Source organism: Burkholderia sp. MSMB1588 (assembly GCF_001546925.1).
Classification (GTDB): Bacteria; Pseudomonadota; Gammaproteobacteria; order Burkholderiales; family Burkholderiaceae; genus Burkholderia; species Burkholderia humptydooensis.
The window spans coordinates 820,078-838,151 of sequence record NZ_LNJS01000001.1 but is presented as its reverse complement, the minus strand read 5'-3'; the positions used below and the strand labels follow the sequence as shown (position 1 = coordinate 838,151).

The following is an 18,074-nucleotide window of genomic DNA, read 5'->3' as shown; positions in this document are numbered from 1 at the left end:
GCTGCGCCGTCACCACCAGCGATCGAAGCGCCGCGTGTAGTTGAGGTCGACGCCCTGGAACGTGCCGCCGTAAGCGGAGATCGCCCAGAACCGCGTCAGGTTGATCGTCGCCTTGAACGCGTTGCTCGCCGACTGCAGCCCCTGCTCGTAGCCGAGCACGAAGCGCTCGTTGATCGCCTTCGACACGAGCACGACCTGCGGATCGGTCAGCCCGACGTCGCTGCGGCCGACCGACACTTCGTCCAGCCCGACCGTCTGCGCGACGCGCTTGCCGGTCGCGCTGCCGAGCAGCGCGAGCGCCGTCGTCATCGCGTTCTGCTGGCCGAGGTTGTTGCCCTGGTCGGTGCCGTGGCCGAACAGGAGCCACGACAGCTTCTCGTTGTCGTTCACGTTCGGCTCGGACACGAGCCTCACGGCCGGCGACTGCACAGTGCCCGTCACCTGCACGCCCGCCTCGACTTCCTGGTTGCGGCGCATCGCGAGGATGTTGATGCCCGGATTCGACACCGGCCCGTTGAACGTGAAGAAGCCGTTCTCGATCGCGAGCTTGCGGCCGAACGACGTGTACGTCGAGCCTTCCGTCACGCGCACGTTGCCGACCGCGCGCAGCGGCACGCCGGGCGCGCTCATCACGGTCACTGTGCCCGCGAGCCGCAGATCCGCGCCGTGGCCCTTGAAGCGGAAGTCGCGGCCGAGACCGATGTCGATGTTCGCGCGCGGCGCGAGCGACGGCGCGGGCTTCTCGGTCGCGGGCGCGGGCTTCGCGATCGCGGTGCCCGTCTTCGTCTCGCCGCGCTCGAGGCTGCCGGGGCGCACGATCACGACGTCGTCCGACAGGTGCGGCGCCGCCTCTTCGGGCAAGTCGAACAGCGCGCGGTCGACGGTGAACTTGCCGTTGATCGCGATGCCGCCGCGCGGCGCGTCGTTCCCGACGACCGCCTTGCCCGACAGCGACAGCTTGCGGTCCGGCGCCGCGAAGAGCTCGAGCTTGTCGGCGACGATGCTCGCCGTCAGATCCGGCTCGCTGCCGTCCAGCCGCACGCGGCCGATCGCGCGCAGCGTGCCGTCGCCGCCGTGGAACTCGACCTGCTGGAACTCGACGAGGTTCTCGGTCAGGTTCACGCGCACGATCCCCTCCTTCAACTGCACGCCCTGGTCGACGAGCGTCGCCGACAGGTTGTCGCCCGTCAGCGTGCCCGAGAGCTTCGGCTTCGCGGGCGTGCCGGCGACGGTCAGCTTCAGCGCCGCGCGCCCGTCGAGCAGATAGCTCGGCCCGAACAGGCCGCCCGTCGATTGCAGCGCGGGCACGTCCGCGTCGACTCGGCCCGCGAGCGGTCCGTCCTCGGCCACGCCGAACACGCCGTCGCGCAGCGCGAACGGCACCGCGACGTTCGCGTCGAACGTGCCGACGCGGCTCGCCTGCGCGTGCGCGGCCGCATTCAGCCGGTTGCCGGGCGCGAACGCCGCGCGCGCCGACAGATCGGTGATGCCGAGCGAGGCGACGCCGCGTCCGGTCTCGATCGTCACGTCGCCGCTGCGGCGCTTGATCTGCGCGTGGCCCGCGGCCGCATCGCCGAGCGTGACGTCCCAGTCGCCGTCGAGAATCAGGTCGGTGCGCAGCGGCGAGCGCTTGCCCGTGAGCTCCGCGCGGATCTCGAGCGCGCGCGCGACCGACAGGTTCGTGATCGCGCCCGCGGTGCGCAGCTTGCCGCGCTCGAGCGCGAACGACTTCAGGTCGAGCGTCGCGCCTTCGACGGACAGCTTCGCCGCGCTCAGCGTCACGCGCTGCGCGCCCGCCGAGATCGTGAGCGGCGTGTCGAGCGAAATCGACGGCGTGCCGCGGTTCGACAGCCGCGTGACGGTGCCGTCCCAGCGCATTCCGTCGCGCGCGTCGACGACGCCTCCGTTCGCCGCGACCGCGAGATTGATCACGCGCCCTTCGGCGATGCCGACCGCGGTCGCCTCGAACGTGTGCTTCGCGCGCGTGCCGTTCAGGTGCGCGGATAGCGTCTTCAGGCTGACCGCGCCGAGCGCGATGTCGCTCGCGTCGGCGGTGAACACGAGCGCGCCCTTCGCGCCGTCGCGAATGTTCGCGCGGCCTTGCGCCGCGCCGATCCGGTTCGAGCCGAACACGACGCCCGCCGCCGCGTAGTCGGCGACGACGTTCGGGTGTGCGAACGATCCCGTCAGCTCGCCGTTCGCGCGCACGAGGCCCGCGAGACCGAAACCGAGGCGCTCGAGCTGCGGCGCGTCGACATTGAAGCGCAGCCGGTCGCCGGGCGCGCCGAAGCTGCCGCGCAAGTCGACCTGGTTGCCCGCGATCGACAGGTTCGCGTTGCTCGGCAGGACCCGCGCGCCCGCCATCTGCACGGTGCCTTCGCCCGTCATCGGCAGGCCGTCGTAGACGCTGTCGCCGAGCCTGAACTGCACCTTCGTCGAGAAGCCGGGCGCGAGCGCGCCCGTGGCGGCGAGCGTGCCGTTCACGCGCGCCGTGCCCGCCCGTGGGGCAATCGCCGCGCCTTGCGCGGTCCGCGCGCCCTTCGCGCCCTTCGCGCCCTTGCCGCCGCCCGCCTTCGCGCCGGACGGCGCGCCGGCTGACGCCAGCGCGAGCGGATCGAAGTCGACGAGCTTCGCCTTCAGGTCGTAAGTCGAGCGCGCGTCGTGCTCGAGCGCGCCCGCGAGTTCGATGCGCCCCTTGCCCGCCGTCACGCGCGCATCGGCGATCGTCGTCCGTTTCGCGTCGAGCCGGACCTTCGCCTTCGCGCCGAGCGCGAGCCTCGCGTCGGCGAGATCGAAGTCGATCGTCTGCGCGCCCGGCTCGAGCGCGACGCCGACGGGCCCCGCGAGCCGCATCGGCCGCAGCGCGGCGACGAACGCGTTCGGATCGAGATTCGCGACCTTCAGGTCGAATTTGCCGCGGCCGTTCGCGAGCGCGCCGCCGCCCGTCACGCTGCCGTCGCGGATCGTGCGCACGGCGAGCGCGTCGATGCGCTGCGCGTGCGCGTCGAGCCGCACGTTCGCGTGCGCTTCGACGAGCGGCAGCAGCGCGTCGCCGAGCGGGCCGGGCTTCGCGTTGACGATCGACACCGGCCCCGTGACGACGAACGCCTTCGGCGACGTCGGATCGGGCGCGGCGGGCTCGAGCTGCGCGCGCACCGCGAGATCGGCGACGGGCGCGCCGGGCGACAGCGCGCGCGGGTTCACGTGATCGAACACGAGCGACGCGCGCGTGAGCGGCACGGCCGAAAACGGCGCGGCCTCGACGTGCGCACGGCCGGCGAGCTTCATCCCCGACGCGTCGAGCTCCGCGACGAGCGCCTCGAGCGAGCCCGACACCCGCGCGCGCGCATCGACGCTCTCGCCCGAGAGCTTGCCCGCATAGGTCGCGCTGCCGTCGATCGCGAACGGGCGCACGCCGTCGAGCCGCGCGTTCGCGGTGAGCGCGCCGAACGGCGTGTCGAGGCGCTCGAGCGTCGCATCGTGACGGCGGCCGTCGCTCGCGCCGCGAAAGATCAGGTTGTCGAGCTCGGTCGTCGAGCCGGCCTCGTGGATCAGCAGCTTGTCGAAGCGCAGATCGTCGATCGCGAGCTGCAGCGGCAATTGCAGATCCTTCGGCATCACCGTCGGCTGCGGCGGCGACGGCGCGACGCGCACGTCGATCGTGCCCGCGCGCAGCGACGCGATCGCGAAGCGCCACGGCGCGCGCGTGAGCGCCCAGCGCCCGGCGACGCGGTCGATCCTGACTTCGGTGCCCGAACCGTCCGGGCTCGTCCACGCGAGCTGCCTGATCCGCACGCCGGTTGCGAGCGCGCCGCCTTCGAGCGTGCCCGCGAGCCGCCCGCCGAGCAGCTTGACGGCCGCCTGCCACGCGAGCTGCGTGCCGCGCTCGGTCGTCGCGGCGGCGACGAGCGCGCCCGCCGTCGCGCAGACAAGCACGACGAGCGCGAGCGCCGCCCACGCGAGCGAAACGAGCGCGCGCGCGCCGGGCGAGCGGCGCGGCTTCGGCGCGGGCTCGCGCGGGCCGCCGTCCGGCGCGTCGGGAGGAGTCGGTTCGGATACGTCCTTCGTCATGCCAAATGAAAAATCAGAATGCGATGCCGAGCGTCAGATACGGACGCACGCTCTTGTTCTTCAAGCCGTAAGCGAGATCGAAATTGACGGGGCCGACCGGGCTGCGCCAGCGCACGCCAAGCCCCGCGCCCGGATAGAACACCTTCTCGCCCCATGCGTCGGTCGCGGTGCCGATGTCGAAGAAGGTCGCCGCGCCCCAGTCGCGGTTGAACCAGTGCTGGTATTCGGCCGTGCCCGTCACCAGGTACTTGGTCGGCAGCACCGAGCCGTCGACGGAATGGCCGATGCTCTGGTAGCCGTAGCCGCGCACCGAGTTCGAGCCGCCCGCGCGAAACAGCAGCGACGCCGGCACGCCCGACGAGCCGCCGCTCGTGAACACGCCGCCCAGCTCCGCGCGAAACACGAACAGGTCGCGCTTGCCGATCGGTACGTATTGCTGGCCGCGCGCGTAGCCGCGGATGAACGTCTGGTCGGTCAGCACGCCCTTCACCGCGAAGCCGGCTTCCGCGTGGATCAGGTTGCCCGAGCGCGGGAACAGCGGATCGTCGACGTTGCGGCGCGTCCACGCCCATTGCGGGACGAGCGCGCGGCTCGTCGTCGGGCCGGCGCCGTTCTGGTCGAGCCGGTCCTGATAGAACATCAGCGAGTACGAGTAGTCGATGAACTGGCCGGTGCGCGTGCGCTGCGCGCCGATGCGCGCGCTGTAGATCCGCGTGTCCGACACGTTCGTGTTCGTGTACGACGCGAGGATGCTGTTGGTCCACGCGCGCGGCCCCGGCGGCATCGATAGCTGGACCTGCCCGTACTGCTGGATCTGGTCGACCCGCCCCGACACCGACAGCGGCCACGCGGCGCCGAACGTGTCGAGATACGTATAGGAACCCTGAATGTGCGGCCCCGTGTCGGTCGCGTAGCCGATCCCGCCACGCACGCTGTTGTACGGGTATTCGCTCACCTTCACGTGAACGGGCGAATCGAGCGGGCGCGCGACGTCGTCGGAGACGTCGATTGCGACGCTCGCGTAGTACGGCGTGTTCTGCAGTTGCCGCTGCAGTTCGGTGATGCGTTTCGCGTCGTAGATCTCGCCCACCGCCAGCGGATTCACGTTGTGCACGATCTTTTCCGGATAGCGGCGCACGCCGGACACGTCGAGCGCGCCGATCGTAAACGTCGGTCCGCTGTCGAGCGTCACCGCGAGCGTCGCTTCTCGCGTGCGCGGATCGATGCGCGCCTCCGACGCGGTGATCTTCGCGCCGAGATAGCGGCGCGACTGCAGTTGCCTGAGCGCCGCGTTCTTCGCATCGTCCCAGCCGGACTGCGTAAACGGGTCGCCCGGCTTCAGCGAGAACGCAAGACGCGTCGCCGTCTCCTGCTTCGGGTCCTCGCTCGCGACCGGGCCGTCGAACTTCAGATCGACCGCGGACACCACCGTCTGCGCGCCCGGCTCGACCGACACCGTCACGCGGCGCTCGCCGCCCGTCGTGCGCACGTCGGTGCGCACGACGGGCGAGAAGTAGCCGGCCGTCGCGGCGAGCTCGCGCACCTGCTGCGGCGTCGCGGTCACGAGGAATTCGAACTGGTCTTCGCTCAGGTCCTCGCGCTTCGCGAAGCGGGCGATGTCGAGGTGCTGCTTGAGGAGGCTCCTGACCGAGCGCGGCGCGTCGATCTCGACCGCGTACTTCGCGAACGCGGGCGCCGCGAGCGTGGCCGCGCAGCCCGCGAGCAGCGCGCGCAGCCCGCGCCGCGCAAATGCGTGCCATCCGGGCGAGCGGCTCGGCGCGCCGCGCGCGCCGCGCGAAAAAGCATGCTGTCGTGGTGCCCGCCCTGCCAAACAAAACCTCCGCTGTAAGAATTTCGTCGGATCAAAGCCGTCATTTGAACACAGTGCGGTGCACGCGGAACGCGCTTTCGGACACATTGACGCATGACGCTCGCGCTTTCGACGCCGTTTGCCGCCGGCTGTTCCCCGCGTTGCGGTAAAATCCCGGCGATCGTACCCGCGGGCGCGCCGCGCCCGGCTCAGAACGGAAAGCCAAGCCATGCCGTACCAGTCCGACATCACGCAATTCCTGAACCAGTTGAAGCAGCAAAAGCCGACGCTCGAAGAAGAGCAGCGCAAGGGCCGCGCGCTGCTGTGGGACAAGCAGCCGATCGACCTCGAAGAGCGCGACGCGCAGCAGCGCGCGCGCGTGCGCCAGACGCCATACGTCTACTACCAGAACTTCTGACGCCGTGAGCGCCGCCGACGAGGCCAGCGCCAGCGCGCAGCCCGAGGACGCGATCGCCGCGCCCGCCGGCGCGGATTCGACGCCCGACACGGTCGACGGCGTCGCGGCATTCGCTCGCCTGTACGGCGAGCCGCTCTTCAAGCTGCCGCAGGATCTGTACATCCCGCCGGACGCGCTCGAAGTCTTTCTCGAAACGTTCGAAGGCCCGCTCGATCTGCTGCTGTACCTGATCCGCAAGCAGAACTTCAACGTGCTCGACATCCCGATGGCCGAGGTCACCGCGCAGTATCTCGGCTACGTCGACCAGATCCGCGAGTCGAATCTGGAGCTCGCGGCTGAATACCTGCTGATGGCGGCGATGCTGATCGAGATCAAGTCGCGAATGCTGCTGCCCGTGAAGAAGGCGGACACGGGCGAGGAAGCGGAGGACCCGCGCGCCGAGCTCGTGCGGCGCCTGCTCGAATACGAGCAGATGAAGCTCGCCGCGCAGCGCCTCGATCAACTGCCGCAGCTCGGCCGCGACTTCCTGCGCGCCGAGGTGTACATCGAGCAGAGCATCACGCCGCGCTTCCCCGACGTGAACGCCGACGACCTGCGCGCCGCGTGGGCCGACGTGCTCAAGCGCGCGAAGCTCGTCCAGCATCACAAGATCTCGCGCGAGGAGCTGTCGGTGCGCGAGCACATGAGCCTCATCCTGCGCAAGCTGCAGAACGCGCGCTTCATGGAGTTCGCCGATCTGTTCGACACGTCGCGCGGCGTGCCCGTCGTCGTCGTCAACTTCATCGCGATGCTCGAGCTCGCGCGCGAATCGCTCGTCGAGATCACGCAGGCCGAGCCGTTCGCGCCGATCTACGTGCGGCTCGCCTATCTGCCGGCTTGAGCGCGTTTCGCGCGGCGCTTGTGTGATTCGGCGCACGCGCCGGTCATTTCATCCGACGATTCAGGATTCGAAGCGTGACGGCGGCTTGCCGCGCGACGACACGCACCGACACATTGCGATACGTCACGTTTGATGCCGCCATGCCGTGCAAGCTGACAAAGCGGTTACGTGCGTCGGCGCACGGATGCGCGAAATCCGATCGCGCCGTCGGCCTCGGCGAAACCGCGATCGCGGCCGCCCTTTCGGTCCCGCCCCATCTGATCGCCGCCGCGTTGCCGCGCCTGCGCCGATCAAAGTGAACGATCGTGCTTTTATCGATGCGCCAAAACGGCAAATCCTCTACAATCGCCGACGCTCGACGCCCCATGCGTTCCGGCCACGACGATCCCGACCACGCCGCCTCGCGCGGCCAACGCGCGCACCGCGCGAGGAACCGCCAACTCATGAAAGTCATCAGCTCGATCCAGGAACTGCGCGACCAGCTACGCGGCCAGAACCGCACGGCGTTCGTGCCGACGATGGGCAACCTGCACGAGGGGCACCTGTCGCTGATGCGGCTCGCGCGCCAGCACGGCGATCCGGTCGTCGCGAGCATCTTCGTGAACCGGCTCCAGTTCGGCCCGAACGAGGACTTCGACAAATACCCGCGCACGCTGCAGGAAGACATCGAGAAGCTGCAGAAGGAAAACGTCTACGTGCTGTTCGCGCCGACCGAGCGCGACATGTACCCCGAGCCGCAGGAATATCGCGTGCAGCCGCCGCACGACCTCGGCGACATCCTCGAAGGCGAGTTCCGCCCCGGCTTCTTCACCGGCGTGTGCACGGTCGTCACGAAGCTGATGGCGTGCGTGCAGCCGCGCGTCGCCGTGTTCGGCAAGAAGGATTACCAGCAGTTGATGATCGTGCGGCGGATGTGCCAGCAGCTCGCGATGCCCGTCGACATCGTCGCGGCCGAGACCGTGCGCGACGCCGACGGCCTCGCGCTGTCGTCGCGCAACCGCTATCTGAGCGAAACCGAGCGCACGGAGGCGCCCGAGCTCGCGAAGACGCTCGCGCAGGTGCGCGACGCGGTGCTGGGCGGCGAGCGCGATCTCGCGGCAATCGAGCAGCGCGCGCTCGCCCGCCTCGCCGCGCGCGGCTGGAAGGCCGACTACGTGTCGATCCGCCGGCGCGCGAACCTCGTCGCGCCGACCGCGGCGCAACTCGAGGCGGGCGAGCCGCTCGTCGTGCTCACGGCGGCGAAGCTCGGCGCGACGCGCCTCATCGACAATCTGGAAATCTGACGGCCGGCCACGCGGCCGCCCGCCTTTCGTCTGGTAGCACCAAGGGAGCCATCATGCAGCGCCACATGCTGAAATCGAAGATCCACCGCGCGGCGGTCACGCACTGCGAGCTGCATTACGAGGGCTCATGCGCGATCGACGAGGATCTGCTCGACGCCGCGAACATCGTCGAGAACGAGCGGATCGACATCTGGAACATCAACAACGGCGAGCGCTTCTCGACGTACGCGATCAAGGGCGAGCGCGGCAGCGGGATGATCTCGCTGAACGGCTCGGCCGCGCGCCGCGCGCAACTGGGCGACCTCGTGATCATCGCCGCGTTCGCGATGATCGACGAGGCGGAGCTGAAGGCGGGCTGGAAGCCGAATCTCGTGTTCGTCGATGAAGACAACAAGATCAAGGGCAGCCGCGATCACGTGCCGACGCAGAACTGGACGTAAAGCGCCTACTTCTGCGCCCACTCGACGATCGGTCCCCACTGCTCGAGATCCTTGTCGACGCGGCTTTTCGCGACATCCCACAGCGTGAGGCCGTGCGCGGCGAGCTGCACGTAGTTCTGCGTATCGCGCAGATAGCCGAGCACCGGCATATCGAGCCCTTCGACGAAGCGGTGCAACTGCTCGGCCGAGCGCGTGCGCGCGTCGACCCGCATCCCGACGATCCCCACCTTGATCGCGCCCTTCCTCACCGCCTTCTCGCTCGCGAGGCGCTCGAGGAATTGCTGGGTCGCCAGGATATCGAACATCGACGGCTGCAACGGCACGATCACCTTGTCGGCGAACTCGAGCGCGACGCTCATCCGATTGCCGTGCAGGCCGGCCGGCGTATCGACGATCGCGTATTCGAGGCCGCGCGGCGGCTTCGACGGCGCATCGGGATCGAGCGCCCAGGTCTCGATCGCGGGCAGCCCGGCCGGCCGCAGGTCGAGCCATGCGTGCGCCGACTGCTGCCGGTCGAGATCGGCGAGCGCAACCCACGCGCCCTGCGCCGCGAAATACCCAGCCAGATTGGTGGACAGCGTGCTCTTGCCGACGCCGCCCTTCGGATTCGCCACCACGATCACCGTCATGAATTCCCCCGAAGAAGCCACGCGGCGCGACGCCTGGCACCGGCGCCGCGCCGCGAAAAATGCGGATACAGGGAGCGATGATATCGGCAAATGCGTCCGCACCGAAACGGGTTTGTCCGGCGGCGCCCGAACGGACGGCGGCAAATCGGCGCCGCGCGCAGCCGGCGCGCCGAGCGCCGCGCCGTGGCGAGGGCCGGCGTTGCGGCCGCCGCGGCTCGCCGCGCACGGGCGGCGGCGGCCGAACGCCGCTTACGCGGCCCGGCCGGCGACGCCGCGCGCGCCGCCGAGCGCGAACGCGCCGGCGCCGACGAGCGCCTGGACGACGAGCGTGACCGCCCAGAACGCCGGATACTCCCAGCCGCCGTTCGGCGCGGCGAAGCTCCAGCCGTTCGGGAAGTGCGTCATCGTCGCGCCGAGCATGAACGGCAGCAGCACGAGCGACGCGAGCCGCACCCGCACGCCCGCAAGAAGCGCAAGGCCGCCGGCGAGCTCGACGAGCGTCGTCACATAAGCGAGCCAGCCCGGCAGGCCGACCGATGCGAAAAACTGCGCGGTGCCGGGCAGCGTGAACACGAAGACCTTCTGCGCGACGTGCGCGAGGTACAGCACGCCGAGCGCGACGCGCAGCAACGCGGCGCCGGCGTCGTTCAAGCGGTTCGAATCCATGTTGGGTTCCTCGTTCGAAGTTTGAATGGAACGAACTTTATTCGAGTCGCTTTTGATGAAAAATAGCTCGTTTGGCCTAATTTATTTCCAAATGAGAATGAATTGCCAAGCGAGGGGCGAGCGGAAAATCAACGGGATCGCGCCCTTTGGCTGTCCGGGTTGCGTGCCGCCTCGCGCCTTGGCCTCCCGCCCGCGCGCGCCCATCACGCGAACGCCGCAAACACGCGATCGAGATCGAGGTGCTCGGCGAGCGTGTCGGCGAGCCGCTCGAGCGACGCCTCGCGCAGCGCCGGATAGTCGACCGGCTCCGCGCCGCCGAGCCCCGCCCATTCGAGCAGCGCCGAGCACGCCTGCGGCGTGTCGAAGAGCCCGTGAAGATAGGTCGCGAGAATCTGCCCGTCCGCCGACACCGCGCCGTCCGGCCGCTCGCCGTCCGGCCCCGCGAGCGCGAGCGCTGGCGACACAAGCGCCGGCCCTTCCGTCCGCCCCATGTGGATCTCGTAGCCGGAGACGCGCGCATCGCCACCGAACGCGAGCCGCCCCGTCGCGTTGACGAGCGTCTTCTCCAGCGTCAGCGTCGTCGCATAGTCGAGGAGGCCGAGGCCCGCGCTCGTCGCGCCCGCCTCGCCCTCGACGCCGTGCGGATCGTCGAGCGTGCGGCCGAGCATCTGCATGCCGCCGCAGATGCCGATCACCTTGCCGCCGTAGCGCAGATGGCGCTTGACCAGCGCGTCCCAGCCCGCGTCGCGCAGCCACGCGAGATCGGCGAGCACGTTCTTCGAGCCGGGCAGGATCAGCAGATCGGCGTCGGGCGCGGGCCCGCTCTTCCAGTACGCGAAGTCGACGCGCGGATGCACGCGCAGCGCGTCGAAATCGGTGTGGTTGCTGATTCGCGGCAGCGCGGGCACGACCACCCGCAGCACGCTCGCGTCGCGCCGCGGCGCCGCCGTGCGCGCGCTCGCGGGCAGCATGTCCTCCGCGTCGAGCGTGAGGCCGTGCAAATAGGGCAGCACGCCGAGCACGGGCTTGCCGGTCCGCGCCTCGAGCCAGCGCAGCCCCGGCTCGAGCAGCGCGGGATCGCCGCGAAAGCGGTTGATCACGAAGCCGCGCACGCGCGCGCGCTCGCTGTCCGACAGGCACGCAAGCGTGCCGACGAGATGCGCGAACACGCCGCCTCGGTCGATGTCGGCGACGAGCACGACCGGGCAGTCGACCGCTTCCGCGAATCCCATGTTCGCGATGTCGCCTTCGCGCAGGTTGATCTCGGCGGGACTGCCCGCGCCTTCGACGATCACCGCGTCGTACGCGCCGCGCAGCCGGCCGTACGATTCGAGCACCGCCCGCATCGCGGTCGGCTTGTAGTCGTGATAGGCGCGCGCGTTCAGGTTCGCGCGCGCCTTGCCGTGGATGATCACCTGCGCGCCGCGATCGCCCGTCGGCTTCAGCAGCACCGGATTCAGGTCGGTGTGCGCGTCGATGCCGGCCGCGAGCGCCTGCAGCGCCTGCGCGCGGCCGATCTCGCCGCCGTCCGCCGTCACCGCGCTGTTGAGCGCCATGTTCTGCGGCTTGAACGGCGCGACGCTTACGCCCGCGCGGCGCGCGAGCCGGCACAAGCCCGCGACGAGCGTGCTCTTGCCCGCGTCGGACGTCGTGCCCTGAATCATCAGCGCGCCGCGCGCACGGGCGGCGTTGGCGTTGGCGTTGGCGTTGGCGTTGGCGTTGGCGTTGGCGTTGGCGTTGGCGTTGGCGTTGGCGTTGGCGTTGGCGTTGGCGTTGGCGTTGGCGTTGGCGTTGGCGTTGGCAGTCATCGTGAACGAATCGCGCGACGCGCGGCGCGCGGCAAATGGCGAAAGCCGCATTATCGCGCGGCCCGTTACAATCACGCGATGACTCCGCGCGACCTCACCTTCGTTCTCGGCGGCGCGCGCTCGGGCAAGAGCGCGCACGCCGAACGGCTCGCCGCCGCCGGCGGGCGGCCCGTCACCTACATCGCCACCGCCCGCGTCGCCGACCGCGAATTCGCCGAGCGCATCGCGCATCATCGCGCGCGCCGGCCGGCCGACTGGGCGCTCGTCGAGGCGCCCGTCGAACTCGCGGCCGCGATCGCCCGGCTCGACGACGCGAACGCGTGCGTGCTCGTCGACTGCCTGACGCTCTGGCTCACGAACCTGCTCTGCCCGGCCGACGGCCCGGGCGTGGACGACGCGCGCTGCGGCGCGCACGTCGCCGAGCTCGAAGCGGCGCTGCGCGCGAGCCGCGCGCAGGTGATCGTCGTCAGCAACGAGATCGGCTTCGGCGTCGTGCCGCTCGGCGAGGAAACGCGCCGCTTCGTCGATACGCTCGGCCGCGTCAACCAGCGCATCGCGGCGCTCGCGACGCGCGTGACGCTGTGCGTGGCCGGCCTGCCCGTCACGATCAAGCACGAGGGCGCGCCGCGATGCTGATCCTGTCGCTGCCCGCCGTCGCCTTCCTCGCGGTCGCCGGCTGCGTCGTCGACAAGCTCGTCGGCGAGCCGCGCACCGCGCATCCGCTCGTTGCGTTCGGCCGGCTCGCCGCGCGCGTCGAGCGCGCGCTCAATACCGGACGCCGCGGCCGGCTCGCGGGCCTCGCCGCGTGGCTCGCGGTCGTCGCGCCGCCCGTCGCGCTCGCCGCATGGCTCGTCGCGACGCTGCCGTGGCCGCTTGCCGCCGCGCTGCACGTCGCGCTGCTGTGGTTCGCGCTCGGCGCGCGCAGCCTCGCCGAGCACGTCGCGCCGATCGCCGCAGCGCTGCTGCGCCGCGACCTCGCGGCCGCGCGCATGCTGAGCTCGCGCATCGTGTCGCGCGACACGAGCGACGCCGACGAGGCCGCGCTCGCGCGCGCGGCGGTCGAATCTGCGCTCGAGAACGGCAACGACGCGATCTTCGGCGCGCTCTTCTGGTTCGCGCTCGCGGGCGGCCCGGGCGCGCTGCTGTTCAGGCTCGCGAACACGCTCGACGCGATGTGGGGCTATCGGACGCCGCGCTTCTCGCGCTTCGGCTGGGCGGCCGCGCGCATCGACGACGCGCTCAACTGGGCGCCCGCGCGCCTCACCGCGGCGAGCTACGCGCTCCTCGGCGACACCGCGAACGCGTGGCGCTGCTGGCGCGCGCAGGCGCGCCACTGGGACAGCCCGAACGCGGGCCCCGTGATGGCCGCGGGCGCGGGCAGCCTGAACGTCGTGATCGGCGGCCCCGCCGTCTATCACGGCGCGATCGAGGACCGTCCCGTGCTCGGCTCGGGCGAGCCCGCAGCGCCCGTGCACATCGCGGCCGCGCTGTCGCTCGTCGCGCGCACGATGATTCTCTGGCTCGCGCTGCTGATCGCGGGCGCGGCACTGTCGATCGCAACGCACCATGGCTGACGCACCGATCACGCACGGCGGCAATCTGCACGAAGCCGCCCTTCGCCACGGCATCCCGCGCGACGCGTGGCTCGATCTGTCGACGGGCATCAATCCGCACGGCTATCCGGTGCCGCCCGTGCCCGCCGACGCCTGGCGCCGGCTGCCCGAGGACGACGGCGCGCTCGCCGCGCACGCGGCGCGCTACTACGGCGCGCCGGGCGCCGCGCACGTGCTGCCCGTCGCGGGCAGCCAGGCGGCGATCCGCGCGCTGCCGGCGCTGTTCGCGCGCGGCACGGTCGGCGTCGCACCGCTCGCATACAGCGAATACGCACCCGCGTTCGCGCGCCACGGCCATCCCGGCGCGCCGCTCGACTGCGGCAGCGACACGCTGCCCGCGGCGCTCACGTATGCGATCGTCGCCAATCCGAACAACCCCACCGCCGAGCGCGTCGATCGCGCGCGGCTGCTGCGCTGGCACGCGCAGCTCGTCGCGCGCGGCGGCGCGCTCATCGTCGACGAGGCGTTCGCGGATGCCGACACGCACACGCACCCGAACGCGTCACTCGCGGCGGACACGCACCGCGACGGCCTCGTCGTGCTGCGCTCGGTCGGCAAGTTCTTCGGGCTCGCGGGCGTGCGCGCGGGCTTCGCGCTCGCCGCGCCCGCGCTGCTCGCGCGGCTGCGCGATGCGCTCGGCGCGTGGACCGTCAGCGGCCCGGCGCGCCACGCGGTGCTCGCCGCGTTCGCGGACACCGCGTGGCAGCGCGCGACGCGCGAGCGGCTCGCGCACGACAGCGCGCGCCTCGCCGCGCTGCTGCGTGCGAACGGCTTCGTCACGCACGCGACGCCGCTTTTCAGTTGGACCGCCGATCCGCGCGCGCACGCGCTGCACGACGCGCTCGCGGCGTGCGGGATCTGGACGCGCTACTTCGCGCACGCGCCGAGCGTGCGCATCGGGCTGCCCGCCGGCGAAGACGAATGGCGGCGGCTCGAATGCGCGCTCGCCGAATGCGTGCCGACGCTGCCCGTCGCGTCGACGCAGCCGTCCGGATCGACGAAACAAGATTGACGCCCATGCGCCTCGCCCTCTCCCGCACCGCCCTCGCGGCGACCGTCGCCGCAAGCGCCTGCGCGCTTCCAACCGCCGCCGCGCACGCGGACATCGCCGTCACCGACGACGCCGGCCACGCGATCACGCTCGCCGCGCCCGCGCAGCGCGTCGTGAGCCTCGCGCCGCACGTGACCGAGCTGATCTATGCGGCGGGCGGCGGCGCGAAGCTCGTCGGCGCGGTGTCGTACAGCGACTACCCGCCCGCCGCGAAGGCGATCCCGCGCGTCGGCTCGAACCAGGCGCTCGACCTCGAACGGATCGCGGCGCTCAAGCCGGACCTGATCGTCGTCTGGCGTCACGGCAACGCCGGACGCGAGACCGAGCGGCTGCGCGCGCTCGGCATCCCGCTCTACTTCAGCGAGCCGCGGCATCTCGACGACGTCGCCGCGTCGCTCGACAAGCTCGGCCTGCTGCTCGGCACGCGCGAGACCGCGTCGGCGGCGGCCGACGCGTACCGGCGGCAGATCGCGCAACTGCGCGCGCGCTACGCGGGCAAGCCGCCCGTGACGGTGTTCTTTCAGGCGTGGGACAAGCCGCTCATCACGCTGAACGGCGATCACATCGTCAGCGACGTGATCGCGCTGTGCGGCGGCCGCAACGTGTTCGCGCAACTGCAGCCGGTCGCGCCGTCCGTCACCGACGAAGCGGTGCTCGCGGCGAATCCGGAAGCGATCGTGACGACGGCGGCCGGCGCGACCCCGACGCGCGACGCGCTGCCCGACTTCGCGCGCTGGCGCGCGTGGCCCAGGCTGACCGCGGTCGCGCGAGACAATCTGTTCGCGATCGACGGCGACCTGCTGACGCGGCCCGCGCCGCGCATCACGCAAGGCGCCGAGCAACTGTGCCGGGATCTCGACGTCGCGCGCGCGCGGCGGCCGAAGCCGTGAGCGCGGCGCGATGCGAGCTCACTGACTCACTCGAACGAAAATCACGCTCGCGCGCGGGCTCGCTTGCCGATTGCGGGCGTCACGCGTCCCAATGCTCGAGCCGCCAGGCGCCAGCGCGATCGCCGGCACAATCGTCATCGCGCCGCAACCACACGACGCCGCCCATCGCGATCGGCCGCGCGAGCATCGCCTCGAGCGGCGCATCGAACGCCTGCGACGCCAGCGCGCGCATCACGCCCGCATGCGTGACGACCCAGCTCGCGCGCGCCGAAGCAGCGAGCGTCGCGAGCGCCGGCCGCACGCGCGCGACGAACTGCGCGGCGCTCTCCCCGCCGTGCTCGCGCGCATGCATCAGATCGGCGCTCCATCGATCGAGCGCGTCGCGGCCGATCACGTCCCAGCTTTTCATCTCCCACGCGCCGAAGTCGATTTCGCGCAAGCGCGGATCGATCTCGACCGGCGCGCACACGTCGTCGGCCAGCATGCGCGCGACGTCCGCGCAGCGCGCGAGCGGGCTCGCCCACACGCGCGACGCGCGCGCGACGCCGAGCGCGCGCAGCCGCCGCAGGATGCCGGCCGCGCCCGCCGCCGCGCCCGCCGCGAGCGGCACGTCGCTGCTGCCGTAGCAGAGGCCCGCATCGACGGCGACGGCCGGATGGCGAATCAGGACGACATCCATCCGAGCATCGTCAGATAGATCGACAGTTCGAACACCTGCTGCGCGAAGCCGAGGCAATCGCCGGTATAGCCGCCGATGCGCGCGTCGAGATAACGCGCGATGCCCGCGCGCAGCACGAGCATCGCCGCGAGCGCGAGCGCGCCCGCGCGCCAGTCCGGCCAGAACAGCCACGGCAGGCCGAGCACGGCCGCGAACGCGAACGCGCCCGCGCGCATCCGGTGCGCGACCGGCTGCGCCTTGCCTTCGGCGCGCGCATAGTCGAGCGTGACGAGCAGGCTCGCGGCGAGCGTGCGGCTTCCCGCGTGCGCGGCGATCATCGCCCACGCGGCGCGCGCGGGCGGCATCGCGGCGAGCGCCTGCCACTTCAGCGCAAGCGCGACGACGAGGGCCGCTGCGCCGAACGTGCCGATCCGCGAATCGCGCATGATCCGCAGCACGTCATCGCGCGTGTAGCCGCCGCCGAACGCATCGCAACTGTCGGCAAGGCCGTCTTCGTGCAGCGCGCCCGTCGCGGCGAGCGTCGCCGCGATCGACACGAGCGCCGCGACGCCCGGCGGCCACATGCGCGAGGCGGCGAGATGCACGGCCGCGGCGAGCGCGCCGACGCACACGCCGACGAGCGGAAAGTAACGCGCCGCATGCGCGAGATCGACGGCCGCGCCGCTGATCGCGCGCGGCACCGGCACGCGCGTGAAGTACCCGAGCGCGACGACGAAGTAGCGCAGTTCGGCGAGCGGATTCATCGCGCGTCACGCATCGCGGTTCGCGACGCCCGCCGACTCGAAGCTCGCCATCTCGTTGACGAACGCCGCCGCCGCGCGCACGAGCGGCAGCGCGAGCGCGGCGCCCGTGCCCTCGCCGAGACGCAGGTCGAGCGCGAGGAGCGGCTCGCCGCCGAAGTGCTCGAGCATGCGCCGATGCCCCGCTTCGTTCGACACGTGCGAGAACACGCAGTATTCGCGCACCGTGGGCGCGAGCGCGTCGGCGACGACGAGCGCCGAGGTCGCGATGAAGCCGTCGACGAGGATCGCCATCCGCGCGCGCGCCGCTTCGAGGAACGCGCCCGCGATCATCGCGATCTCGAAGCCGCCGAACGCGGCGAGCACGTCGAGCGGCTCGACCGCGTCCGCGTGCCGCTCGAGCGCGCGCCCGAGCACCGCGCGCTTGTGCGCGAGGCCCGCGTCGTCGAGGCCCGTGCCGCGGCCGACGCACGCGTCGATCGGCACGTTCAGCAGGCGGCTCATCACGCACGCGGCCGCCGACGTGTTCGCGATCCCCATCTCGCCGAAGCCGATCACGTTGGTGCCGAGCGCCGCGTGATGCCGCACGCGCGCGGCGCCCGCGGCGAGCGCGGCGAGCGCTTCGTCGCGCGACATCGCGCGCTCGTGCGCGAAGTTGCGCGTGCCGCGCGCGATCGCGGCGCCGACGAGCTGCGGCGATTCCGGCAACGGCGACGCGACGCCCGCATCGACGATCTCGAGCGTGAGGCCCGCGACGCCCGAGAACGCATTGATCGCCGCGCCGCCCGCGACGAAGTTCGCGACCATCTGCGCGGTCACCGCCTGCGGATACGGGCTCACGCCTTCGGCGGCGATCCCGTGATCGCCGGCGAACACAATCATCACGGGACGCGCGACGCTCGGCGCGGTCGTGCGCTGGATCATGCCGAGCTGCAGCGCGAGCGCTTCGATGCGCCCGAGGCTGCCGGGCGGCTTCGTCTTGTGATCGATGACACGCGCAAGCTTCGCACGCAGTTCGGCGTCGTCGAGCGGCTCGACGGTCGGCAGGGAGAAGGTGAAGGTCATCGGTTCGTCTCCTGGATGAAATGGGTCGCGC

17 protein-coding genes are annotated in these 18,074 nt (G+C 71.4%); 8 read left to right on the top strand and 9 right to left on the bottom strand.

The window, feature by feature from the left end:
* Positions 1-9: 9 nt before the first annotated feature.
* Entirely contained in the window at positions 10-4,071 is a 4,062-nt protein-coding gene (locus WS92_RS15560) for a translocation/assembly module TamB domain-containing protein (protein WP_059932141.1), read from the bottom strand.
* Between the two features lie 13 nt (positions 4,072-4,084).
* Complete coding sequence (locus WS92_RS15555) at positions 4,085-5,902, bottom strand: autotransporter assembly complex protein TamA (RefSeq protein ID WP_006024893.1); 1,818 nt, start codon at positions 5,900-5,902, stop codon at positions 4,085-4,087.
* Positions 5,903-6,110: 208 nt separating this feature from the next.
* Between WS92_RS15555 and WS92_RS15550 the strand changes: the two genes are divergently transcribed.
* Entirely contained in the window at positions 6,111-6,299 is a 189-nt protein-coding gene (locus WS92_RS15550) for a DUF3460 family protein (protein WP_004193782.1), read from the top strand.
* 4 nt (positions 6,300-6,303) lie between these two features.
* Positions 6,304-7,179, top strand: a complete 876-nt coding sequence (locus WS92_RS15545) for a segregation and condensation protein A (protein ID WP_006024892.1) — start codon at positions 6,304-6,306, stop codon at positions 7,177-7,179.
* Between the two features lie 43 nt (positions 7,180-7,222).
* Here WS92_RS15545 and WS92_RS15540 read toward each other — a convergent pair whose 3' ends face one another.
* Positions 7,223-7,633 carry a hypothetical protein gene (locus WS92_RS15540; RefSeq protein WP_231755941.1) on the bottom strand — a complete coding sequence of 137 codons (411 nt, stop codon included), beginning with the start codon at positions 7,631-7,633 and terminating at the stop codon, positions 7,223-7,225.
* Between WS92_RS15540 and panC the strand changes: the two genes are divergently transcribed.
* On the top strand, positions 7,623-8,462 hold the full coding sequence (gene panC / locus WS92_RS15535) for a pantoate--beta-alanine ligase (RefSeq protein WP_009911577.1): 840 nt from the start codon (positions 7,623-7,625) through the stop codon (positions 8,460-8,462). The two genes, WS92_RS15540 and panC, sit on opposite strands and share 11 nt — an antisense overlap.
* A gap of 53 nt (positions 8,463-8,515) precedes the next feature.
* Positions 8,516-8,902, top strand: a complete 387-nt coding sequence (gene panD, locus WS92_RS15530) for an aspartate 1-decarboxylase (protein WP_009911576.1) — start codon at positions 8,516-8,518, stop codon at positions 8,900-8,902.
* A gap of 5 nt (positions 8,903-8,907) precedes the next feature.
* On the opposite strand, the gene WS92_RS15525 is transcribed toward panD, so the two are convergent.
* The 3 genes from WS92_RS15525 to WS92_RS15515 all read right to left on the bottom strand — a co-directional run bounded on the left by WS92_RS15525 (position 8,908) and on the right by WS92_RS15515 (position 12,056).
* On the bottom strand, positions 8,908-9,531 hold the full coding sequence (locus WS92_RS15525; protein ID WP_006024888.1) for a ParA family protein: 624 nt from the start codon (positions 9,529-9,531) through the stop codon (positions 8,908-8,910).
* A gap of 249 nt (positions 9,532-9,780) precedes the next feature.
* A complete protein-coding gene (locus WS92_RS15520; RefSeq protein ID WP_059932137.1) occupies positions 9,781-10,197 on the bottom strand; it encodes a DoxX family protein in 417 nt (138 codons plus the stop codon).
* Positions 10,198-10,400: 203 nt separating this feature from the next.
* Positions 10,401-12,056 (bottom strand): cobyric acid synthase, encoded by a 1,656-nt coding sequence (locus WS92_RS15515; protein ID WP_061083864.1) that lies wholly within the window; start codon positions 12,054-12,056, stop codon positions 10,401-10,403.
* Positions 12,057-12,083: 27 nt separating this feature from the next.
* On the opposite strand from WS92_RS15515, the gene cobU reads away from it, so the two are divergent.
* From cobU to WS92_RS15495, 4 genes are read left to right on the top strand one after another with little or no spacing between them, the layout of a single operon-like run.
* Complete coding sequence (cobU, locus tag WS92_RS15510; protein ID WP_015601059.1) at positions 12,084-12,641, top strand: bifunctional adenosylcobinamide kinase/adenosylcobinamide-phosphate guanylyltransferase; 558 nt, start codon at positions 12,084-12,086, stop codon at positions 12,639-12,641.
* Positions 12,635-13,579 (top strand): adenosylcobinamide-phosphate synthase CbiB, encoded by a 945-nt coding sequence (cbiB, locus tag WS92_RS15505; RefSeq protein WP_059932133.1) that lies wholly within the window; start codon positions 12,635-12,637, stop codon positions 13,577-13,579. The genes cobU and cbiB overlap by 7 nt, the downstream gene beginning before the upstream one ends.
* Positions 13,572-14,630: a threonine-phosphate decarboxylase CobD gene (cobD, locus tag WS92_RS15500; protein ID WP_059932132.1), complete on the top strand. Its 1,059-nt coding sequence runs from the start codon at positions 13,572-13,574 to the stop codon at positions 14,628-14,630. Before cbiB ends, cobD begins: the two co-directional genes overlap by 8 nt.
* Before the next feature lie 5 nt (positions 14,631-14,635).
* The gene (locus tag WS92_RS15495) at positions 14,636-15,559 is read left to right on the top strand and encodes a cobalamin-binding protein (RefSeq protein WP_059932130.1); all 924 of its coding nucleotides are present in this window, start codon (positions 14,636-14,638) and stop codon (positions 15,557-15,559) included.
* A 79-nt stretch (positions 15,560-15,638) separates the two neighbouring features.
* Here WS92_RS15495 and cobC read toward each other — a convergent pair whose 3' ends face one another.
* Genes cobC through cobT form a run of 3 tightly spaced genes read right to left on the bottom strand, consistent with a single transcriptional unit; the run spans position 15,639 to position 18,043 of the window.
* Entirely contained in the window at positions 15,639-16,238 is a 600-nt protein-coding gene (gene cobC, locus WS92_RS15490) for an alpha-ribazole phosphatase (RefSeq protein ID WP_059932128.1), read from the bottom strand.
* Complete coding sequence (locus WS92_RS15485) at positions 16,223-16,981, bottom strand: adenosylcobinamide-GDP ribazoletransferase (protein ID WP_059932126.1); 759 nt, start codon at positions 16,979-16,981, stop codon at positions 16,223-16,225. The genes cobC and WS92_RS15485 overlap by 16 nt, the downstream gene beginning before the upstream one ends.
* A gap of 6 nt (positions 16,982-16,987) precedes the next feature.
* Complete coding sequence (gene cobT / locus WS92_RS15480) at positions 16,988-18,043, bottom strand: nicotinate-nucleotide--dimethylbenzimidazole phosphoribosyltransferase (RefSeq protein ID WP_059932124.1); 1,056 nt, start codon at positions 18,041-18,043, stop codon at positions 16,988-16,990.
* Between the last annotated feature and the right edge of the window lie 31 nt (positions 18,044-18,074).

Excerpts from the sequence above, each read along its gene's own strand:
- WS92_RS15560 (WP_059932141.1), bottom strand. The coding sequence starts at position 4,071 with ATGACGAAGGACGTATCCGAACCGACTCCTCCCGACGCGCCGGACGGC.
- WS92_RS15550 (WP_004193782.1), top strand. The coding sequence starts at position 6,111 with ATGCCGTACCAGTCCGACATCACGCAATTCCTGAACCAGTTGAAGCAG.
- panC (WP_009911577.1), top strand. The coding sequence starts at position 7,623 with ATGAAAGTCATCAGCTCGATCCAGGAACTGCGCGACCAGCTACGCGGC.
- WS92_RS15540 (WP_231755941.1), bottom strand. The coding sequence starts at position 7,633 with ATGACTTTCATGAGTTGGCGGTTCCTCGCGCGGTGCGCGCGTTGGCCG.
- panD (WP_009911576.1), top strand. The coding sequence starts at position 8,516 with ATGCAGCGCCACATGCTGAAATCGAAGATCCACCGCGCGGCGGTCACG.
- WS92_RS15525 (WP_006024888.1), bottom strand. The coding sequence starts at position 9,531 with ATGACGGTGATCGTGGTGGCGAATCCGAAGGGCGGCGTCGGCAAGAGC.
- WS92_RS15520 (WP_059932137.1), bottom strand. The coding sequence starts at position 10,197 with ATGGATTCGAACCGCTTGAACGACGCCGGCGCCGCGTTGCTGCGCGTC.
- WS92_RS15515 (WP_061083864.1), bottom strand. The coding sequence starts at position 12,056 with ATGCGGCTTTCGCCATTTGCCGCGCGCCGCGCGTCGCGCGATTCGTTC.
- cobU (WP_015601059.1), top strand. The coding sequence starts at position 12,084 with ATGACTCCGCGCGACCTCACCTTCGTTCTCGGCGGCGCGCGCTCGGGC.
- cbiB (WP_059932133.1), top strand. The coding sequence starts at position 12,635 with ATGCTGATCCTGTCGCTGCCCGCCGTCGCCTTCCTCGCGGTCGCCGGC.
- cobD (WP_059932132.1), top strand. The coding sequence starts at position 13,572 with ATGGCTGACGCACCGATCACGCACGGCGGCAATCTGCACGAAGCCGCC.
- WS92_RS15495 (WP_059932130.1), top strand. The coding sequence starts at position 14,636 with ATGCGCCTCGCCCTCTCCCGCACCGCCCTCGCGGCGACCGTCGCCGCA.
- cobC (WP_059932128.1), bottom strand. The coding sequence starts at position 16,238 with ATGGATGTCGTCCTGATTCGCCATCCGGCCGTCGCCGTCGATGCGGGC.
- WS92_RS15485 (WP_059932126.1), bottom strand. The coding sequence starts at position 16,981 with ATGAATCCGCTCGCCGAACTGCGCTACTTCGTCGTCGCGCTCGGGTAC.
- cobT (WP_059932124.1), bottom strand. The coding sequence starts at position 18,043 with ATGACCTTCACCTTCTCCCTGCCGACCGTCGAGCCGCTCGACGACGCC.